This is a genomic window from Hyphomonas sp. (assembly GCF_041689225.1).
Classification (GTDB): Bacteria; Pseudomonadota; Alphaproteobacteria; order Caulobacterales; family Hyphomonadaceae; genus Hyphomonas.
In genome coordinates this window covers 40,165-56,870 of sequence record NZ_JBDNGN010000116.1, presented here as the reverse complement: position 1 = coordinate 56,870, position 16,706 = coordinate 40,165, and the positions used below count along the sequence as shown (strand labels likewise).

The 16,706-nt window shown below is 63.0% G+C and carries 16 protein-coding genes and 3 tRNA genes; 8 read left to right on the top strand and 11 right to left on the bottom strand.

The genetic code is table 11. The annotated features are described in order from the left end of the window. Positions 1-41: 41 nt before the first annotated feature. From ACESNB_RS11270 to ACESNB_RS11260, 3 genes are all read right to left on the bottom strand, one after another. On the bottom strand, positions 42-590 hold the full coding sequence (locus ACESNB_RS11270) for a GNAT family N-acetyltransferase (RefSeq protein WP_373007312.1): 549 nt from the start codon (positions 588-590) through the stop codon (positions 42-44). Positions 591-599: 9 nt separating this feature from the next. Then, positions 600-1,562, bottom strand: coding sequence for a malate dehydrogenase (gene mdh / locus ACESNB_RS11265; protein WP_373007310.1), 963 nt, complete (start codon positions 1,560-1,562; stop codon positions 600-602). Positions 1,563-1,703: 141 nt separating this feature from the next. Then, positions 1,704-2,453: a Bax inhibitor-1/YccA family protein gene (locus ACESNB_RS11260; RefSeq protein WP_373007308.1), complete on the bottom strand. Its 750-nt coding sequence runs from the start codon at positions 2,451-2,453 to the stop codon at positions 1,704-1,706. A gap of 362 nt (positions 2,454-2,815) precedes the next feature. Between ACESNB_RS11260 and ACESNB_RS11255 the strand changes: the two genes are divergently transcribed. Both ACESNB_RS11255 and thpR read left to right on the top strand, forming a co-directional pair. Continuing rightward, positions 2,816-3,148, top strand: coding sequence for a DUF2853 family protein (locus ACESNB_RS11255; RefSeq protein ID WP_373007306.1), 333 nt, complete (start codon positions 2,816-2,818; stop codon positions 3,146-3,148). 85 nt (positions 3,149-3,233) lie between these two features. Next, complete coding sequence (thpR, locus tag ACESNB_RS11250; RefSeq protein WP_373007304.1) at positions 3,234-3,770, top strand: RNA 2',3'-cyclic phosphodiesterase; 537 nt, start codon at positions 3,234-3,236, stop codon at positions 3,768-3,770. A 9-nt stretch (positions 3,771-3,779) separates the two neighbouring features. On the opposite strand, the gene ACESNB_RS11245 is transcribed toward thpR, so the two are convergent. Beyond that, positions 3,780-5,540 (bottom strand): hypothetical protein, encoded by a 1,761-nt coding sequence (locus tag ACESNB_RS11245; protein WP_373007302.1) that lies wholly within the window; start codon positions 5,538-5,540, stop codon positions 3,780-3,782. A gap of 89 nt (positions 5,541-5,629) precedes the next feature. Between ACESNB_RS11245 and ACESNB_RS11240 the strand changes: the two genes are divergently transcribed. The 3 genes from ACESNB_RS11240 (at position 5,630) to ACESNB_RS11230 (ending at position 7,274) form a co-directional block, all read left to right on the top strand. Next, positions 5,630-6,664, top strand: a complete 1,035-nt coding sequence (locus ACESNB_RS11240) for a glycosyltransferase (protein WP_373007300.1) — start codon at positions 5,630-5,632, stop codon at positions 6,662-6,664. Beyond that, on the top strand, positions 6,661-7,029 hold the full coding sequence (locus ACESNB_RS11235; RefSeq protein WP_373007298.1) for an EamA family transporter: 369 nt from the start codon (positions 6,661-6,663) through the stop codon (positions 7,027-7,029). Before ACESNB_RS11240 ends, ACESNB_RS11235 begins: the two co-directional genes overlap by 4 nt. Positions 7,030-7,189: 160 nt before the next feature. Beyond that, positions 7,190-7,274: transfer RNA gene (locus ACESNB_RS11230), tRNA-Leu, on the top strand. Between the two features lie 124 nt (positions 7,275-7,398). On the opposite strand, the gene ACESNB_RS11225 is transcribed toward ACESNB_RS11230, so the two are convergent. The 5 genes from ACESNB_RS11225 to hemC form a co-directional block, all read right to left on the bottom strand. Continuing rightward, a tRNA-Thr gene (locus ACESNB_RS11225) sits at positions 7,399-7,474 on the bottom strand. Positions 7,475-7,555: 81 nt separating this feature from the next. Continuing rightward, entirely contained in the window at positions 7,556-8,995 is a 1,440-nt protein-coding gene (locus tag ACESNB_RS11220; protein WP_373007296.1) for a heme biosynthesis protein HemY, read from the bottom strand. Further along, positions 8,995-10,197 (bottom strand): hypothetical protein, encoded by a 1,203-nt coding sequence (locus ACESNB_RS11215; RefSeq protein WP_373007294.1) that lies wholly within the window; start codon positions 10,195-10,197, stop codon positions 8,995-8,997. The genes ACESNB_RS11220 and ACESNB_RS11215 overlap by 1 nt, the downstream gene beginning before the upstream one ends. A 74-nt stretch (positions 10,198-10,271) precedes the next feature. Then, a complete protein-coding gene (locus ACESNB_RS11210) occupies positions 10,272-10,985 on the bottom strand; it encodes a uroporphyrinogen-III synthase (protein WP_373007292.1) in 714 nt (237 codons plus the stop codon). Further along, positions 10,982-11,965, bottom strand: coding sequence for a hydroxymethylbilane synthase (gene hemC / locus ACESNB_RS11205; protein WP_373007290.1), 984 nt, complete (start codon positions 11,963-11,965; stop codon positions 10,982-10,984). Before hemC ends, ACESNB_RS11210 begins: the two co-directional genes overlap by 4 nt. 108 nt (positions 11,966-12,073) lie before the next feature. Here hemC and ACESNB_RS11200 point away from each other — a divergent pair, with 108 nt between their 5' ends. Both ACESNB_RS11200 and ACESNB_RS11195 read left to right on the top strand, forming a co-directional pair. Then, the gene (locus ACESNB_RS11200) at positions 12,074-13,963 is read left to right on the top strand and encodes a DUF885 family protein (protein WP_373007288.1); all 1,890 of its coding nucleotides are present in this window, start codon (positions 12,074-12,076) and stop codon (positions 13,961-13,963) included. A gap of 78 nt (positions 13,964-14,041) precedes the next feature. After that, positions 14,042-15,226 (top strand): acyl-CoA dehydrogenase family protein, encoded by a 1,185-nt coding sequence (locus ACESNB_RS11195; protein WP_373007286.1) that lies wholly within the window; start codon positions 14,042-14,044, stop codon positions 15,224-15,226. Here the strand turns inward: ACESNB_RS11195 and ACESNB_RS11190 are convergent. Then, positions 15,223-15,729 carry a disulfide bond formation protein B gene (locus tag ACESNB_RS11190; RefSeq protein ID WP_373007284.1) on the bottom strand — a complete coding sequence of 169 codons (507 nt, stop codon included), beginning with the start codon at positions 15,727-15,729 and terminating at the stop codon, positions 15,223-15,225. The genes ACESNB_RS11195 and ACESNB_RS11190 overlap by 4 nt on opposite strands. Positions 15,730-15,776: 47 nt before the next feature. Then, positions 15,777-16,385: an exopolysaccharide biosynthesis protein gene (locus tag ACESNB_RS11185; RefSeq protein WP_373007282.1), complete on the bottom strand. Its 609-nt coding sequence runs from the start codon at positions 16,383-16,385 to the stop codon at positions 15,777-15,779. A gap of 89 nt (positions 16,386-16,474) precedes the next feature. Between ACESNB_RS11185 and ACESNB_RS11180 the strand changes: the two genes are divergently transcribed. Then, positions 16,475-16,561 (top strand) — tRNA-Leu (locus ACESNB_RS11180). Positions 16,562-16,706: the final 145 nt, after the last annotated feature.

The following is a 16,706-nucleotide window of genomic DNA, read 5'->3' as shown; positions in this document are numbered from 1 at the left end:
AACCGCAAATCAACTGCCCGGCGAGTCGATTCAGGCCTGCCTCACGCGTCTTTGATCCGGCGTGACCGCCAGTCATCGGCGCTCTGGCCGTAGACATCCCAATGCGTGCCTTCATAGGGTGGCGGCGCCTTGGCCTGGCGCAGCACCCGGCTGCCGAGCCGCTCGGCAACCCTGATCGAACCCGCATTCGCCGGGTCTATCGTGTGGATCACCTCGTCCCAGCCGAGGATGTCCACGGCATAGTCAATCGCTGCCGAAGCCCCTTCGGTCGCATAACCCTTGCCCCAGGCGTCCCGGGCGAGTCCCCAGCCGACTTCCGTGCCCGGCCAGCCCTCAGGCTGCCACGGGCCGAGGCGCCCGACCCAGTCGCCGCTCGCCTTCTCGATCACCGAGAACATCGAGAACCCCCGGATCGTCCAGGCACCGGTCATCGTGCACATCGAGCGCCAGGTCAGCTCCGGCCCCTGCACGCCGCCCAGATGGGTCATCACATCGGCGTCTGCGTGAAACGCCACCCATGAATCAAAATCCTCCGCCCATGGCGGGCGGAGGATCAGGCGGTCTGTTTCTATGCTTGGCCCAATGGCCATGACGGGCTCCTAGGCGAGCGAGGGCTCAAGCCCTTTGCAATCATCGATCAGTTTCTGGACTTCGGCGACCGATGCAGTGAACATGGCTTGCTCAGCATCAGTGAAATCGAACTCGACGACCTTCTCGGTGCCACCGGCGCCGATCAGGGTCGGCACGCCGACATACATGCCGTTCACGCCATATTCGCCGTCACACCAGCTGGCCGCCGGCAGGACGCGTTTCTGGTCATTGAGGAAGGACTTCGCCATCGCAATCGCTGCCTCGGCAGGCGCGTAGAAAGCCGAACCGGTCTTCAGCAGGGCCACGATCTCGCCGCCGCCCTTGCGGGTCCGGTCAACGATGGCGTCCAGTTTCTCCTGGGTCAGCCAACCCTGCTTGACCAGCTGCGGCAAAGGCAGGCCGCCCACGGTCGAGTGGCGCACCATCGGCACCATGCTGTCGCCATGCCCGGCCAGCGTCCATGCGTGAATGTCGGCCACCGACACGCCGGTAGCTTCCGACAGGAAGTAAGCAAAGCGCGAGCTGTCCAGCACGCCCGCCATGCCGACGACCATATTGGTGGGCAGGCCGGAGAATTGCTGCAGCGCCCAGACCATCGCATCAAGCGGGTTGGTGATACAGATCACGAATGCGTTCGGGCAGTTCGCCTTGATGCCTTCGCCGACCGATTTCATCACACCGAGATTCTTGGAGACGAGGTCATCGCGGCTCATGCCCGGCTTGCGCGGGAAGCCCGCGGTCACGATGCAGACATCGGCACCAGCGATATCGGCGTAATCGTTCGCGCCCTTCAGGCTGACGGAGCCGTTGAACACGGGGGTCGACTCGGCAATATCCAGCGCCTTGCCCTGTGGCAGGCCCTCGAAAATGTCGAACAGGATGACATCACCAAGCTCCTCGCGGGCTGCGATATGGGCGAGCGTGCCGCCAATCATGCCGGATCCTATAAGCGCGATTTTCTTGCGGGCCATGGGTCAAAAACTCCTGAAAGCGTTGGGGATATGTCTGGTCCCGAGGGTTAGCCGAGCCGCCGGCATTTCGCAATGCGCCAAAAAGGAAGGCCCCGCCGGTGAGGGCGGGGCCTTTTTGCTTTTGACTTGTCGGGGCGCAGCCTAGTTGCGATTACCCGACATGATTGCCAGCATGAACTGGAACATGTTCACGAAATCCAGGTAGAGGCTCAGCGCGCCATATGTGGTGGCCACGGCCATTGCCCGTGAATCGCCGACGAGCTGGAAATACATGTTCTTCAGACGCTGCGTATCAAACGCCGTCAGGCCGGCAAAAATCAACAGGCCGACAACTGAGATGACCATGTGCATCATGCTCGATTTGAAGATGAACATGTTCAACAGCGACGCGACGATGATGCCGATCACGCCCATGATCAGGAACGTGCCGAAGCCCGACAGGTCGCGTTTGGTCGTATAGCCGTAGAGCGACAGGCCGCCAAAGGAGATCGCCGTCGTAAGGAACGCCTTCGAGACCATCATCATGCCGTCGGGCTGGCGCGCATAGACATAGACGATGGCGCCCATGCCGATACCGATCAGCGACACGACCGACCAGTAGACGAGGTTTGCCGCCAGGGGCGACGGGTTCTTCATGACGAAGCCGGACAGGAGCAGGATGGCCAGCGGCGCGAACATGATGACCATACCGATCGGTCCGGTCAGCAAGGTCAGCGTCACGTTCTCCGGAACCATTGCCCCGAAGGCGTAGGCGAGACCTGCCGTCAGCAGCAGTCCGAGCGCCATCTTGTTGTAAACGCCGAGCATGAAGGCCCGAAGCCCTTCATTGACAGACGTGTCCATCGAGTCGGCGCCGGTTTTTGGCGTATAGGCCCGATTGAATTCGTTCATAGGTTTAATACCCTTCTGTTTGGATCCACACGTAAACACGTGAGTCTAATATGGAATATGGTGAAACTCGACGTCATCTGCAAGGAGAACCGCGCGTGTGGCCTTGATCGGATCATCACCACTGCAGCGCCGCTCGCACGAATACGGTTCATGAGAACCAGCATAGTTTCAGCAAAGAGAAACTATACTGTTCTTCTGCTTCAATATTACTACAGAAATGAAGTGAACAATATCCATTATGGTCCGAATCCAAGAGAATGGACTTTCCCGTTTTGCATTGACTCATATTAACCAAGGGGTAATTTCCCCAATCTGGTGTAGTTCCAACGGTTGGGGCGCCGGGAAAACTAAGGGGATATACAATGGCAGACGCATCGGCTTACGCCGAAAACATCCAGAAGTATGCAAATGGCTACAATCAGGCCGCAGCAGAGAAAATCGTGGGCCACCTTGGCATTGCGCTACGTAACCGGGACAGTTCCATGGTTGCTTGCTCAGATTCAGGGGAGCTGGACCGGGTGCGTGAGCGCTGGTGCCGAGGCAAGCTCGGACTCGCCCAAAACAAGAACGATCTCGACGCCGCGATCAAGGCCGTCTGCGACAAGCTGCAACCAGAGGGCGGCACCAAGTCGCGAGTGACGTTCTACTATTTGCTGGCGGAACATTTCGGCAAACTCGGCGTTCTCGCCAGCTAAACGTTGTGATTTGTGTGTAAATTGGGAACCTGGCCAGGTGGCGCCGGGTTTTCTTTTGCCCGCAATCCTGTTTCAGATTGGCCGCATGTACCGCTTGTTCGCCGCCCTTCCTGTCGATCCTGACATCGCTCCGGGTTTGAAGGCCCTTCAGACGGGCCTTGCTGGCGCGAGCTGGCGCCCGGAGCGAAATTTCCACATCACGCTCCGCTTCTTCGGCGACCTCGGCCACGCGCACGCCCGCGACCTTGACGACCTGCTTGGAGAGATAAGGGCGCCCGGGCTCGAGGTCCGGCTCGAGGGGATCGGCTGGTTCGGCCGACGCGAGCCGAGCGCCGTCTGGGCACGGGTGCGCGAGACCGATGAGCTCCGCTCGCTGGCCAGCCAGTGCGAACGCGCCGCCCGGCGCCTCGGCCTGCCGGCGGACCGGCGCAATTTCACACCGCACGTCACACTCGCCTATCTGCACGGCACCACGCTGCAAGAGGCGACCGCTTGGGCCGAGACGCGCCACGCCTATTGCACCGATACCGTCTGGGCAGACAGTTTCCACCTCTATTCCAGTCATCTGGGCGATGGCCCGAGTCGCTACGTCGCCGAGGCCGATTATGTGCTCGGTGGCTGATCCCGCGCCTCAGCGGGACACAGCATAAACCACCGCGCCGCTTTCATTGCCCGCCACGGGTGTCAGGAAATCCAACTTGTCCCCGGCTGCGAGGCGTGCGGCCAGGCCTTCAGGGTACGCTTTGGACAGCATCTGCATTTCGCCGTGTGATGGGCACGCGAGCACGTATTCGACCCCATCTGCGCGCATCAGGTCTGCGGCCTTATCAGGCGGCGAGATGAAAATGCGAAGGGCCATTTCGATCCCGGCCGCATTGCGGTGATAATGGCCGTGAAGGGCCCGCTGGTCCGTGTATCGTAGGATATCCGGCGCCACGTCCGCCACCGAAAGCACGAGCCCCACAGGTTGCGCATCGAGCGCCGCCAGCAGGTCCGGGCTTGCGCACGCGTCATCTGTGACGGCCGGACCGCTGCCCGATCCCGATTTCAGGAACAGCCCCGGCGCGCCCCAGACCAGCGGCACCGATACGGCCAGGGCCAGCAAATAGCCCACATTCCGCTCGCCGCCGTCCGGCCTCCCGGCAAACAGGCTCGCCACCCAGGCCCCAAGCGGCAGGATCGCGAAAATGTGCCCGAAAGCGTAGAATCTCACCTGCTGAAATGTCAGCACGAGGTCCAGCATCAGCAGGAGCAGGAACAGGACGTGGGCGCGCCGATTGACCCCCAACTCGGTCTGCAACAGCGAGACGATGGCGGCGACCAGGGAAATCCCGATCATGAACGGGATTTCCTGCCAGGCGTTCGGACGCGCCGCAAATAGCGGCTGCGCCTCATCGACCTTCTCCAGCCAGAGCGTGCGCACAATCGACGGCAGCCCATCCAGCGGATTCGCAAGGCATTGCGGCGCCTGCAATGCCAGGAGCAGTGCGCAGGCAAGCCCGATCATGCCCAGTGCCGCCAGACGCCACGGACGAGAGGCATTGGACAGGCTCGCCGCCGCAAGCGCGAGGCCCGCACCGCCCAGCAGGGCCGCACTCACGGTCACAAGCGACAGCGCGTCGCAATAGACCGCGCCATATTTCGCCGGTGCGACCGACGCAGCAAAGAAAACCGTCACCATCACCGCGAGGCTCACGCCAAACGCCATCGCGCCGCGCCGCGCGACACGTCCGGCCAGGGCCCAGTCGAGCGCGTGGAACGCACAGATCACCGCCACGAACGGGTAGACTTCCGCGCCAATGGCAACCGAGGAGGCCAGCGCCGCTCCCGCGATCGCGAGACTTGTCGGCCGACGTTGCGGGTCGATTGAAAAGGCAAGCGACAGGGCCAGGAAGCCCAGCTGCAGGTTATGGTGGTCAATACGGCCGCTCAGGAAGTTCTGGTGCCGGAACAGGATCGTCGCAGCGATGATGCAGGTAAAGACAAGTGTCTCGCGCCCGCCAAGGAAACGCGCGCCCGTGACAAGCGCCCAGACCAGAAGCAACACGCTGATCGGCGGCCAGACAAAGGTCGCCCAATGCAATGCCGCCTCCGATGGCAGGAAGATATCCAGCAGCGACGTGATCGCCAGAACGGGCAGGTCCACCAGCCGCGACCAGTGCATCGCCGTTCCGCCATCGGGGCCGAGCCGCGCCTGGCTGACATCGAACCAGCTCTGGCCGCCCAGGTAATCCTGTATCTCGGCCAGCCGCATCGCATTGTCGGCTTCCATGCTGGTCGCGGAAAACAGTCCCGACACGGCGCTCACCACGAGAAGGGACGCCACCATCAGCAGGCCGACCCCCAGCGCAATCACCAAGTCTGCCATTCCTGTTCTGGCTGGTCTGTCCATCTTGCGTTCCCTGCCCCGTCGCGTGCCTGAAAGGCGACCTTAACCTTCGCCCGTGTAGAAATGCCTAAATTGAGGCAATGGGTGGACGCGTGACCGACATATCTTTCAGCGACCTGAATATCGCAATACTTCTACCTTGCTACAATGAGGGCAAGTCGATTGCCGCCGTTGTGCTCGGCTTTCGCAAGGCGCTCCCGGGTGCCCGTATCTTTGTCTATGATAATAATTCCAGCGACGACACATCCCAGCAGGCACTTTTCGCGGGTGCCACGGTCGTGCCGTCACGCCGCCAGGGAAAAGGCAATGTCGTGCGCCAGATGTTCGCCGACATTGATGTCGACATCTATCTCATGGCCGACGGCGACGGCACATATGATCCGACCGCCGCACCGAAAATGATCCAGACCCTCCTCGACGACCGGGTCGACATGGTCGTCGGGACCCGCCGCAATGTTCACCAGGACGCCGGCCGCAACGGACATGCGTTTGGCAACCGCCTGTTCAATACGGTGTACAAGGCCCTCTTCGGCAACGAGTTCACCGACATCTTCTCAGGCTATCGCGCCTTCACGCGCCGTTTCGCCAAGAGCTTCCCGGCCTCGTCCCCCGGCTTCGAGATCGAAACCGAAATGTCCGTGCACGCGTCGATGCTGCGCCTGCCAGTATCGGAAGTCGAGTTCAGCTATGGCCGCCGCATGGATGGCTCCGAAAGCAAACTCTCGACCTTCCGCGACGGATTCCGCATCCTGCGTATGATGGGCATGCTGATGAAGGAGACGCGCCCCTTCCTGTTCTTCGGCTATGTCGCCACCTTCCTCCTGGCCGCGTCTGTCTTCCTGATGGCACCGGTGATCCGCGACTACCTCGCCACTGGCCTGGTCGACCGCATCCCGACATGGATGCTCGCCATGACGCTCCTGCTCGGTGCGATGATGACCTTCATTGCCGGTGTGGTCCTCGACTCGGTTGCCCGCGGGCGGGCTGAACAGAAGCGCATCCATTACCTTTCGATCGCGCCGTCGCGGGGAGAGCATTACCGTTCCGGCATAACGCCGCTTGTCGATCGCCGGCAGGACCTGCCAGCGTCCGGCTCGCCGGCCCAGCGGACCGCCGACGGCCAATGAGCGCGGTGAAAGCCCTCACGCTGCCGGTCTACGCCCTGCTCGTGCTGACGCCGATGACCATCGCGTTCGGGCAGGTCCTCTTCAAGCAGACCGGGATCGAGCTCGCCGACAAGCCGGACGCGCCCTTCTACTCGATCCTGTTCAGCCCGGTCTTCCTCGTCGCGGTCGCCCTCTATGGCATCGCCACGCTCGCCTGGGTCTATGTCCTGAAAATGGTGCCGCTCTCGATGGCCTATTCCTTCATGGCCCTCACCTTCGTGCTGGTGCCGCTGATGGCCGCCTTTTTCCTCAAAGAGCCGCTGACCGTGAAATACGCCATCGGCGCCTGCCTGATCATCGCCGGCCTCTTCGTCGTCCAGTCCTGAACCAGCGGGCGGATTGCAGCCACATCGAAGGCCGAATCGCCGTCCAACAGGCCCGCCGACACGGCAGATAGTGATTTTATGGCGCGACAGGGCCGGCACCGCTGCATTCCCCGTTGACGCCCGGCGCATCGGCACGTATCCGACCGCCTTCCTACCCCGTGCTCAGATGGCGGAATTGGTAGACGCGCTACGTTCAGGTCGTAGTTATCGCAAGGTCGTGGAGGTTCGAGTCCTCTTCTGCACCACAGGATCCATTTAATCGCGAAGGTCCCGAGGTCCGGCAGGGCGTCGCTAGGCTTGCAGGCACGGCAGGCCTGCGAGGCGAATGTCCGCGCGTGTGCGGAACCGGGGCCTGATGGGATTGGGGAATGGTGCCGCTAAGGTGACTTGAACACCTGACCCCCGCATTACGAATGCGATGCTCTACCAGCTGAGCTATAGCGGCCTGCTCCAGGGAGCGTCAGGCCTGAATAGCCATACGGGCGGCCGCGCGCAAGACGCTTTTGCCTGTTTGCGCGTTCGCCGGTCAGTCGTCATCGGAGACATAGTCGAGCGGCGGCGTCAGCCGGCCCGTCGGTGCCTTGGGCGGGGCCACCTTGTCCTCGTCGTCGGGCCCGGCAATCGCCAGCACGCGTCCAGCCTCCAGTTCGCGGCCATAGGATTCATAGCGCGGGTGCACCAAGTCGCCGACATCGCCAAAGGCATAGACCAGCCGGCTCCAGTCGCGCTGGGCGAAATCGAAGGCGTTGCCCTTGGGATCAATATCCGACCAGTCAGCCTCGCGCGACGCAGACGCCGCCATCCGCCCCCAGCGCTGGGCCTCGTCCGTATCGCCATAGCCCTTCAGCGCCCGCTCCATAAGCAGGCACAGGCGCGCCGTCGGGTTCTCCTCGACCAGCAGCGCGAGCGTCTTCACCGCGCCGACCCAGTCGCCCTCATCCATCGCCAGTTCACCCGCCAGGATGCGGCTTTCGCGGTGGTTCGGCAGGACCGCGACCAAGCCCCTCAGGCGCGCCGCAATATTCTCGCGGCTGTCCTGCGGCACCAGACGGCGCGACAATTGCGCCAGCGCCGGGTGGGGCCGCGCCTTCCAGGCCAGCTCCAGCACGCCTTGCGCGGCCTTCGCTTTGTCGTCGATCATCAGCTGGCGTGCGCCATGCCAGGCCGCTGGCGGCAGGCCGGGCGCCGCGCGGATCGCTTCCGCCAGCGCCTTCTGGGCCTCCTGCTTGCGGTCTTCCGGCAAGCCAACAGCCCGCGCTGTCAGCAGCACGGCGCGGCGCCGCCTCAGGCTGTCGCCCGAAATCAGGCCGCGCTTCTCGCCAATCGCCAGAGTCTCGAGCGCCTTGTCCCATTCCCCGCGCGCGACCTGCAAGTCGAACAGCGAGTTGAACGGCCAGTCGGCGTTTGACTTAAGGCCCAGCGCCTCCAGTGCGCGCGCTTCCGCCGTCGCATGGTCGCCGCGCTCTGCGGCGGCCATCGCCGATCCGCGCAGGCCGGCCAGGTGCCCGCCGGGCAGGCGTGCCAGCTGGCCCCAGGCGCGCTCGGCGCCGGCCCAGTCATCATTGGCTTCGGCGGCGCGCGCCTCCAGCAGCAGTTTCAGGCGCTCGTCCTCGGCATGTTTCACCGCCTTGCGGGCGAGTCTCAGCGCATGCGTGGAATCACCGGCCTCGGCCGCCAGCAGGCCCTCGGCCAGCGCCATGTTGGCCTTGCGGGCGCGGTTCGACTGGCGCGAGCGGCCAATCTTGCCTGGCAACACGAACAGGCCGCTGATCACCCACCAGGCCGCCGCGACAAGACCGCCAAAGACGATCAGCGCTATGGCGGCGACACCGGAATGCAGCGACACCAGCTCGCCGCGGCTGTCATTGATCACCACACTGCCCGGCAGCGTTACGGCCCAGAATCCGACCAGGGCACCGCCGACAATGATCACGAGAATGACGATGAAGAGGAATATCCGGTTCATCAGTTCTGGCCCTCCCCATCGATCATGTTCAGCCGAAGGGCTTCGAGGCCCGCTTCGAGTGTGATGCGCCGGTTTGCCGATCCGGTCCAGTCAGCCATGGCCGCCGCCGGTTCGCCCGACAGGGTACCGAGCGCGCTGACAGCGCCCTCCAGGTCACCTGCATCCAGCGCCGTCTTCGCGCGCGACAGCGTCACGGTTGCGCCATCTTCCTCGCCCTCGGCGCCGCGCACTGTCACGGCATCGCCGAACATATTGTTCAGCCAGCCCAGCGCGCCTTGCCGCTCGGCAGGCACCGCCGCGCGCGCCTTGGCGCTTGCCGGGCCGAAGCTCTGCTGCAATTCGGCCAGGGTCGGCGCGCCGTTTGTCGCAGCTTCTCCCAGCGTCCGCACCGTCGCCGATTTCGGCATCACGGCCCGCAGCTTGCGATAATCGGATTCGAAGGAACCGCCCCGGCGCGACGCCGCCTCTATCGCAGACAGGGCCAGCGCGGCGTCCGCATTGATCTCGGACGCTTCCGCCTTCGCCCGCACCGCCGCCTCATCGTTCCGCATCCGCTCGATCAGGCTGGTCAGTTCAGTCGTGTCGCCGCTGCTGCGCAGCATGTCGGACTGAAGGCTGGCGAGCCGTGTTTCGAGCGCCGTAACCCGTTCCGATAGCGCGCCAAGCGAGCGGGCAAGTTCCGCCGCTGTTGCTTCGCCGCTCGTATCGACCGCCTCAAGGGCATCGAGACGCGTGGACAGGTTCGCCAGCGCGTCTCCGCTGTCTGCCGCCAATGCCGCATCGAGCCGCCTTGAAAGGGCATCAAGTTCAGCCTGCAGGGGACTTAGGTCCGGGCTACCGGAGGCCGCCGAATTCAGGCCCGTGTTCAGTCGCGACTCCATTTCGGCAGCATCCCGGATCACCTTGTTGCGCTCCAGGTCGGCCGCCTCCTGGCCCGCCTTCAACGCGTCGAGTTCCGCCGTCAGTGCCGCAACGTCGCCACTGTCGCCCTTGTCCGGAATCGCCATGGTCGCAATGATGCCAATGGCGCCACCGATACCGGCCGCGATCAGGGCCGCCACGGCCACACCCAGCCAACCCGGGCCGGAACCGTCCGCGCCGTCGGCAGGCGCATCAGCCGCGTCATCAAAAGCCGGTTCGAAATCGGCATCGATCGGCTCGGTGGAGGTAACCGGGGCGTCGTCCTCGGGATCGTCGCTCATCTGTCTGTCTGCTCCTCGCAGGCGGGATTTGGAATCACACTGACATATACGTCATCGTCGATCAAAGGTCGCCCTCAGAGGGCCAGCACAGCTGTATCCAGCGCGTCCATCAGGGCCGTCTCGTTCGGATGGGCTGCATTGACCACGGCCCGGGCGCCGCACCCGGCCAGCGGCTGGCTGGCAGCGGGCGAAATGGCGACGAAGACAACCCGCGACAGATCGCGTCCCCGCGCCGCGGCGCGGAAGGCGGCCGCGCCCTTTGCGGAATGAACCAGCACCACCACACGCGGCGCCTTATCCAGCGCGCTGACGGCTTCGGGGCTGAGGTCCTTGACCGGCACGGTCCGGTAGAGCGCGGCAAACCGCGCATCGAGTCCTGCGTTTTTGAGGGTAGCCACCAGGTCTCCCGCCGCCGCCGCATTCGCAATATGCAGCAGCGCACCCGTCTGCACCTCAGGCGCGGCGAGGATCATCGCGGCGAGATCGGCGGCGTTTCCATCGCCTTCCCGCACGTCCTCACCACCCACCTCCCGCACCGCTGCCGCGGTCGCCTCACCCACACACCACACCGTCTGCGCCCCCACAGCGCGGCGCTGCAGGAAGGAGCGCGCGCCATTGGCACTGGTGAAAATCAGGTGGTGCACACCCTCCATCTCCAGTGCAGCATCCGGCAGGTTTTCCAGCGTCAGGGCCGGGGAAAGGATCGCATCGTACCCGGCCGCTTTCAGGCGCGCGACTGTATCGGCCGCAGCGGGTTCGGCCCGGGTCACAATGACAGGAAGGCTCACCAATCCCCCACGAAAGCAGGCAGCTTTCCGCCTGCTGCAGTGCGGATGTCTGCGCCCACGGCGCGCCCCAGCGCCACCAGCTGCGCCTCGCTAGCCCCCTTGCGGCACGTCCCGTCGGCCCGCCAGCGCTGCCGCCCGTCCAGCGCCAAGACTTCGCCGACCAGCTGCCAGGCCTCACCCCTGTCAAACAGGTGCGCCGCAATCGGCGTCCGGCAACTGCCATCGAGGGCCGCCAGACAGGCACGCTCGGCTGTCGCGGCAGCGCGCGTCTCGGCATGATCGATCAGGCTGAGCGCCTCACGCACATCTGCCCGGCCATCCGCGCGCGTCACGACGCAGATGATTCCCTGCCCCGCTGACGGCAGCATCTCGTCCGCCGCTATCGGCGTCGCCAGGTGCGCCAGCCCGAGCCGCGTCAGTCCCGCCATCGCCAGATAAGTGGCGTCTGCCAGACCCTCTTCCAGCTTGCGCATTCGCGTTGCCACATTGCCCCGGAACGTCACGATCTCGACATCGGGTCGCAGTGCCAGCGTCTGCGACTCGCGCCGCAGCGAGGCCGTGCCGACCTTCGCACCGGGCGGCAGGTCTGACAGACGATCCGCCTTTGGCGACAGGAACCCTTCGCGCGGATCCTCACGCTGTGGATAGGCCGCGAATATCTGGCCGTCTGGCAAGAGGACCGGCACGTCCTTCAGGCTGTGGACGGTGATATCCACCTCGCCACGATCCAACGCCGTATCGAGCTCACGCGTAAAAAGTCCCTTGCCCCCGGCATTAATCAGGCGCTCCGTCGTCAACTGGTCGCCGCTGGTCGTGAACGGGACAATTTCACCGCGCAGCGCGCCACCGGAACTCACTTCAAGCGAGGCTGCAATCTGGCGTGCCTGCACCAGCGCGAGAGGAGATCCGCGCGTACCGATGCGTACGATTTTCTGATCGCTGCGGGCAGCATTGTCGGGAGAACGGCGTGGGTCTGTCATCACACTCCTCTAGCCGCCATCCACCTGCTTGCCAATTGACAGCGCGCCGCAGAGGGCGATACGTCGCCTTATCGTTAATCGAAAATAATATCTGGGAGTTCCCTCGTCATGCGCAGCTCAGTATCTGCCTTCGCCCTCGCTTTTGTCCTCTCCGCCTGTGCCAGCCAAAGCGTCCCCGTCGACACCCTCACCCCTGCCGAGACGGTTGCCGCCGTCGAAGCGCCAGCGAAGACCGCTGAAGAATTGAGCGCACGCCTGAACACATGGTTCGATGCGAAATATGAAGAGCAGCTGCAATTCAGCCCGATCGGACTGTCCTTTCAGGGACGCAAGGACAGGAATGACGAGATCGACTGCATGACGTTCGCCTGCCAGGACGAACAGCTGGCCTGGCAAAAGGCCGCGACAGAGGAAATGGAAGCGTCATTCGATTACGACGCGCTCTCCGCTGACGACAAGATGTCCTATGACCTCTGGAAGTACCAATACGATCAGGCCGCCGAAGGCGCCGCGTATCGGTATAACGGTTTCGTTTTCGACCAGATGAGCGGCATCCAGAACTTCCTGCCGACCTTCCTGATCAGCTTCCACGCCGTCGACACCCCGGATGACATGGCGGCTTATATCAAGCGGATCAGCGCAGGCGCCCGGGCATTGCGCGAAGGCATTGACGTCGCGCAGGAGTCTGCCGATCGCGGCGTCCATGCGCCTAAATTCGCCTATGAAGGCGTGATCGACCAGTCGAAGAAAATCATCACTGGCGCACCTTTCACTGACGGCGAAGACAGCGCCATCCTTGCCGACATCAAGTCCGACATTCAGTCGCTCGTCGACGCAGGCAGCATTGACGACGTTCAGGCCGGCGTCTTCCTTGCCGAGGCCGAAGAAGCCCTCAAGGGCGACTTCCTCGGCGCCTATAATGACGTGATCGCTTTCGCGACGGCAGACATGGCAAATTCGCCGGTCTCGACCCAGCCTGTCGGGGTGTTCCTGCAGCCCGATGGCGCGGACTACTACAATTACCGTCTGAAAACCCAGACAACGACCGCCATGACTGCTGACCAGATCCATGAGCTGGGTCTGGTAGAAGTCGCGCGCATCCGCGGCGACATGGAGGCCATCAAGGCATCCGTCGGGTTCGAAGGCACGCTGAATGAGTTCTTCACCATGCTGCGCGACAGCAAGGACGATGAGCGCTTCTACTATCCAAACACCGATGAAGGCCGCCTCGCCTATATCACCGATGCAACAGCCGATATCGACCGGATCAAGGCGGAACTGCCCAACTATTTCGGTATCCTGCCGAAAGCTGACCTTGTCGTGAAGCGGGTTGAAGCGTTCCGCGAACAGGACGGCGCCGCCCAGCACTATTTCCCCGGTACGCCAGATGGCAGCCGCCCTGGTATCTACTATGCCCACCTGTCGGACATGACCGCCATGCCGAAGCGCGAACTGGAAGTCATCGCCTATCATGAAGGCATTCCGGGCCACCACATGCAGATCGCGATTGCGCAGGAACTGAACGGCGTGCCGCAGTTCCGGACGCAGGCGAACTTCACCGCTTATGCCGAAGGCTGGGGCCTCTATGCCGAATGGCTCGCCAAGGAAATGCCGGGCACTTATGCTGATCCGTATTCCGACTTCGGTCGCCTCGGCTCCGAAATCTGGCGCGCGATCCGCCTCGTCATCGATACCGGCCTCCACTCGAAAGGCTGGACGGAAGAGCAGGCCGTCGTGTATTTCCTCGAAAACGCCGCGATCACCGAAACGCAGGCCCGGTCGGAAGTGCAGCGCTATATCGTGATGCCGGGTCAGGCGACCGCCTACAAGATCGGCATGATCAAGATCCAGGAACTGCGCGCGAAGGCCGAAACCGAACTGGGTGACACGTTCGACATTCGTGGCTTCCACGACACCGTGCTCGGCGGCGGCGCCATGCCGCTCGATTTGCTCGAGCGCAAGGTCGACGCCTGGATCGAGACGCAGAAGGCCGCCTGAGGCCAAACCAGACGCCGGGGCAGGCCTTGCCATGGGCCGGGCCTGCCCTACGCTTGCCCCTGAAAAGGGAGCGCCCAAATGAACCTGACTTTCAGCCCTGAGACCGAGATTTTCCGTGCCAAGGTGCGGCAATTCTTCGAAACCGAGTTTCCCGCAGACATCATTGCGAAGAACCGGGCAGGCAAAGCGCCCAAAACCGAAGACGTCCGCCGCTCTGAAATGGCCCTTGGCGCCAAGGGCTGGCTCGCCAGCGCGTGGCCTGAAGAGTATGGTGGTCCGGGCTGGTCGGTTGAAGAGCAATACGTGTTCGATGAAGAGCTTGAGCGCGCTGGCGTTCCGACGGTCACGCCGATGGGCGTCGTCTATGTCGGTCCGGTGCTCTACACATTCGCCTCTGAGGACCAGAAAGCCAAATGGCTGCCGGGCATCCGCGACGGCTCGGTCGGCTGGGCCCAGGGCTATTCCGAACCGGGCTCCGGCTCCGATCTCGCCTCGTTGCAGTTCAGCGCCGTTCTGGAGAACGGAACGTACACTTTGAACGGACACAAGATATGGACGTCAGCGGCCCAGCATGCCGACTGGATCTTCCTCCTCGCGCGAACCAGTGATGAAGGCAAGAAACAGGAGGGCATCACATTCATCTGCTGCCCGATGGATGCGCCCGGCGTCACGCTCATCCCGATCATCACGATTGATGGCAAGCATGTCCTCAACGAAGTCCTGTTCGACAATGTGAAAGTGCCGGAAGATTACCGGATCGGCGAAGAGGGCAAGGGCTGGACCTATTCCCAATACCTGCTCGGCTTCGAGCGCACGTCCTATGCCCGTATCGGTGGCAAGCGCGCCATGCTCCGCCATGCGCGCGAGCTGGCCACGGCCATGCCCGTTGGCGGCAATCATCGCCTGATTGACGATCCGGCCTTCGCCCGGAAGCTGACCGACGCCGAAATGGCCGTCGACGGCCTCGAAATGACGGTGTTTCGTGTTTTGTCCGGGCTTTCTTCGGGCGGATCTCCGGGCAACGAAGCCTCGACAATCAAGATCCTGGCGACCCAGACCCATCAGCAGATCACCGAGCTTTTCCTCGACACGGCCGCCGCCTTTGCCCAGCCGGGCTTCGGTGCCAATGCGTCGGATATTGGCCTGCCTCTCCATGCCGCAAAGGACGTGTCGTCCTATTTCGCCGGGCGCGCGCAGTCCATCTATGGCGGCACGAACGAAATCCAGCGCACCATCATCGCCCGTAAAGTCCTGGGGCTTTAGCGCCGAACTGTAGCCGCTGCAGCGAAAAAGCTGGCTGCCGACAGGACCAGCGACACGACGCCGTTCCAGCCTGCCATCGACAGGCCGAGAATGTAGAAGGGTGCCGCCGTGCAGTCTGCCACGTGGAAAGACTGGCTCAAATCCCTCACGGCGAACGGATCGATGATCGCGGCGGCAGCACATCCAGCTGGCGGCGGAAAGATCTTCCATTCCACCCCCGCATGATACGCCGCCACTACAGCTCCAACGCCAAAAACCAATCCAATCAAGACGTTAAGCGCAACGAGGAAGCGCAGCTTCGGCCAAATTTTCCAGATGGCGAGACCTGTCAGGGTCATTGCGATCAGGGCCCAGTAGACCTCACGCTGGCGCAGGCACAATGGGCAGGGAGGAAGGCCGCCAAATTGCTCAAACGCATGAGCGATCGCGATCATAAGCGCGGATATGACCGTCGCAGCCACGGGCCAAGTCCAGTCCTTGAGGAGCATTTCCAGTTTCGACATGGCGCCACTAACACCGCTTAGCCTGCCGCCCACAATGCGGCGCAGCGTCACGATCCGGTGAGCGTGCTCAGGCCGAGCGCAACAGCAGTCAGAAGGCCCATGATCCAGGCGGAGCCGATGACCATTCCGCCAATTACCATCAGGCCATCTTTCTGCATCAGGCCGAAGCTGGCGAGCGCCACGCCGAAACCGGGCACCGTATTGGTCATCGGCAGGGGCACCAATATCGAGGCGCTGAACAGGCAGAGGAAGAAGCCGATCACCCGTTCAGACTTCTTGCCCGTTATCCCGGTCAGGCGCGGCTTGGCAAAGGTTTCGATCCAGCCGAGCCATTTACGCCCGCCGGTCGCCATCTGCGTGAGGCCTTTCCGGTCGATCTTTCGATGCCCGAACTTCTCCGGCATCCAGGGCTGCTCCCGCCCGAGGGCCATCTGGCCGGCCAGCGCCATCATCGGCAGCGACACGACTTGCGGCACACCATAGAGGAACGGGATGCAGCAGGGCAGCGCCAGAAAGAAGAGGCCGGCCCCGAATGCACTCTCGTCGAGTTGGTCCATGATTTCGTGCAGCGTGAACCCGTCTTCCGGAGCGAGCGCAGCCATGGCTTCCAAGGTTTGCAGCAGGGTGCGTTGGGCGGGAATCGAAGCAGGAGTCATGCACGCCGTGTTACCGATCTTTGCTAGCGGCGTCGAGACGATTGACAGCACATGCCGCCATGCGGCAGGAGAAGCCTTCCCTGCAAAGGGCCTCTGTGGCGGAACTGGTAGACGCGACGGATTCAAAATCCGTTTCTGGTGACAGAGTGCCGGTTCGAGTCCGGCCAGAGGTACCAATGCAATATCCACGCTTGTCGAGCGCGTTTGTTTTGAACGCGCGCCTGAGGCCAAGCGCACCGCTCCGCACAGTCAACTTTACCTCTGCATATTGAAAATGGCCGACCCCGCTTGCGCAGTGCCGGCCATCCTTGCAAATCGCTT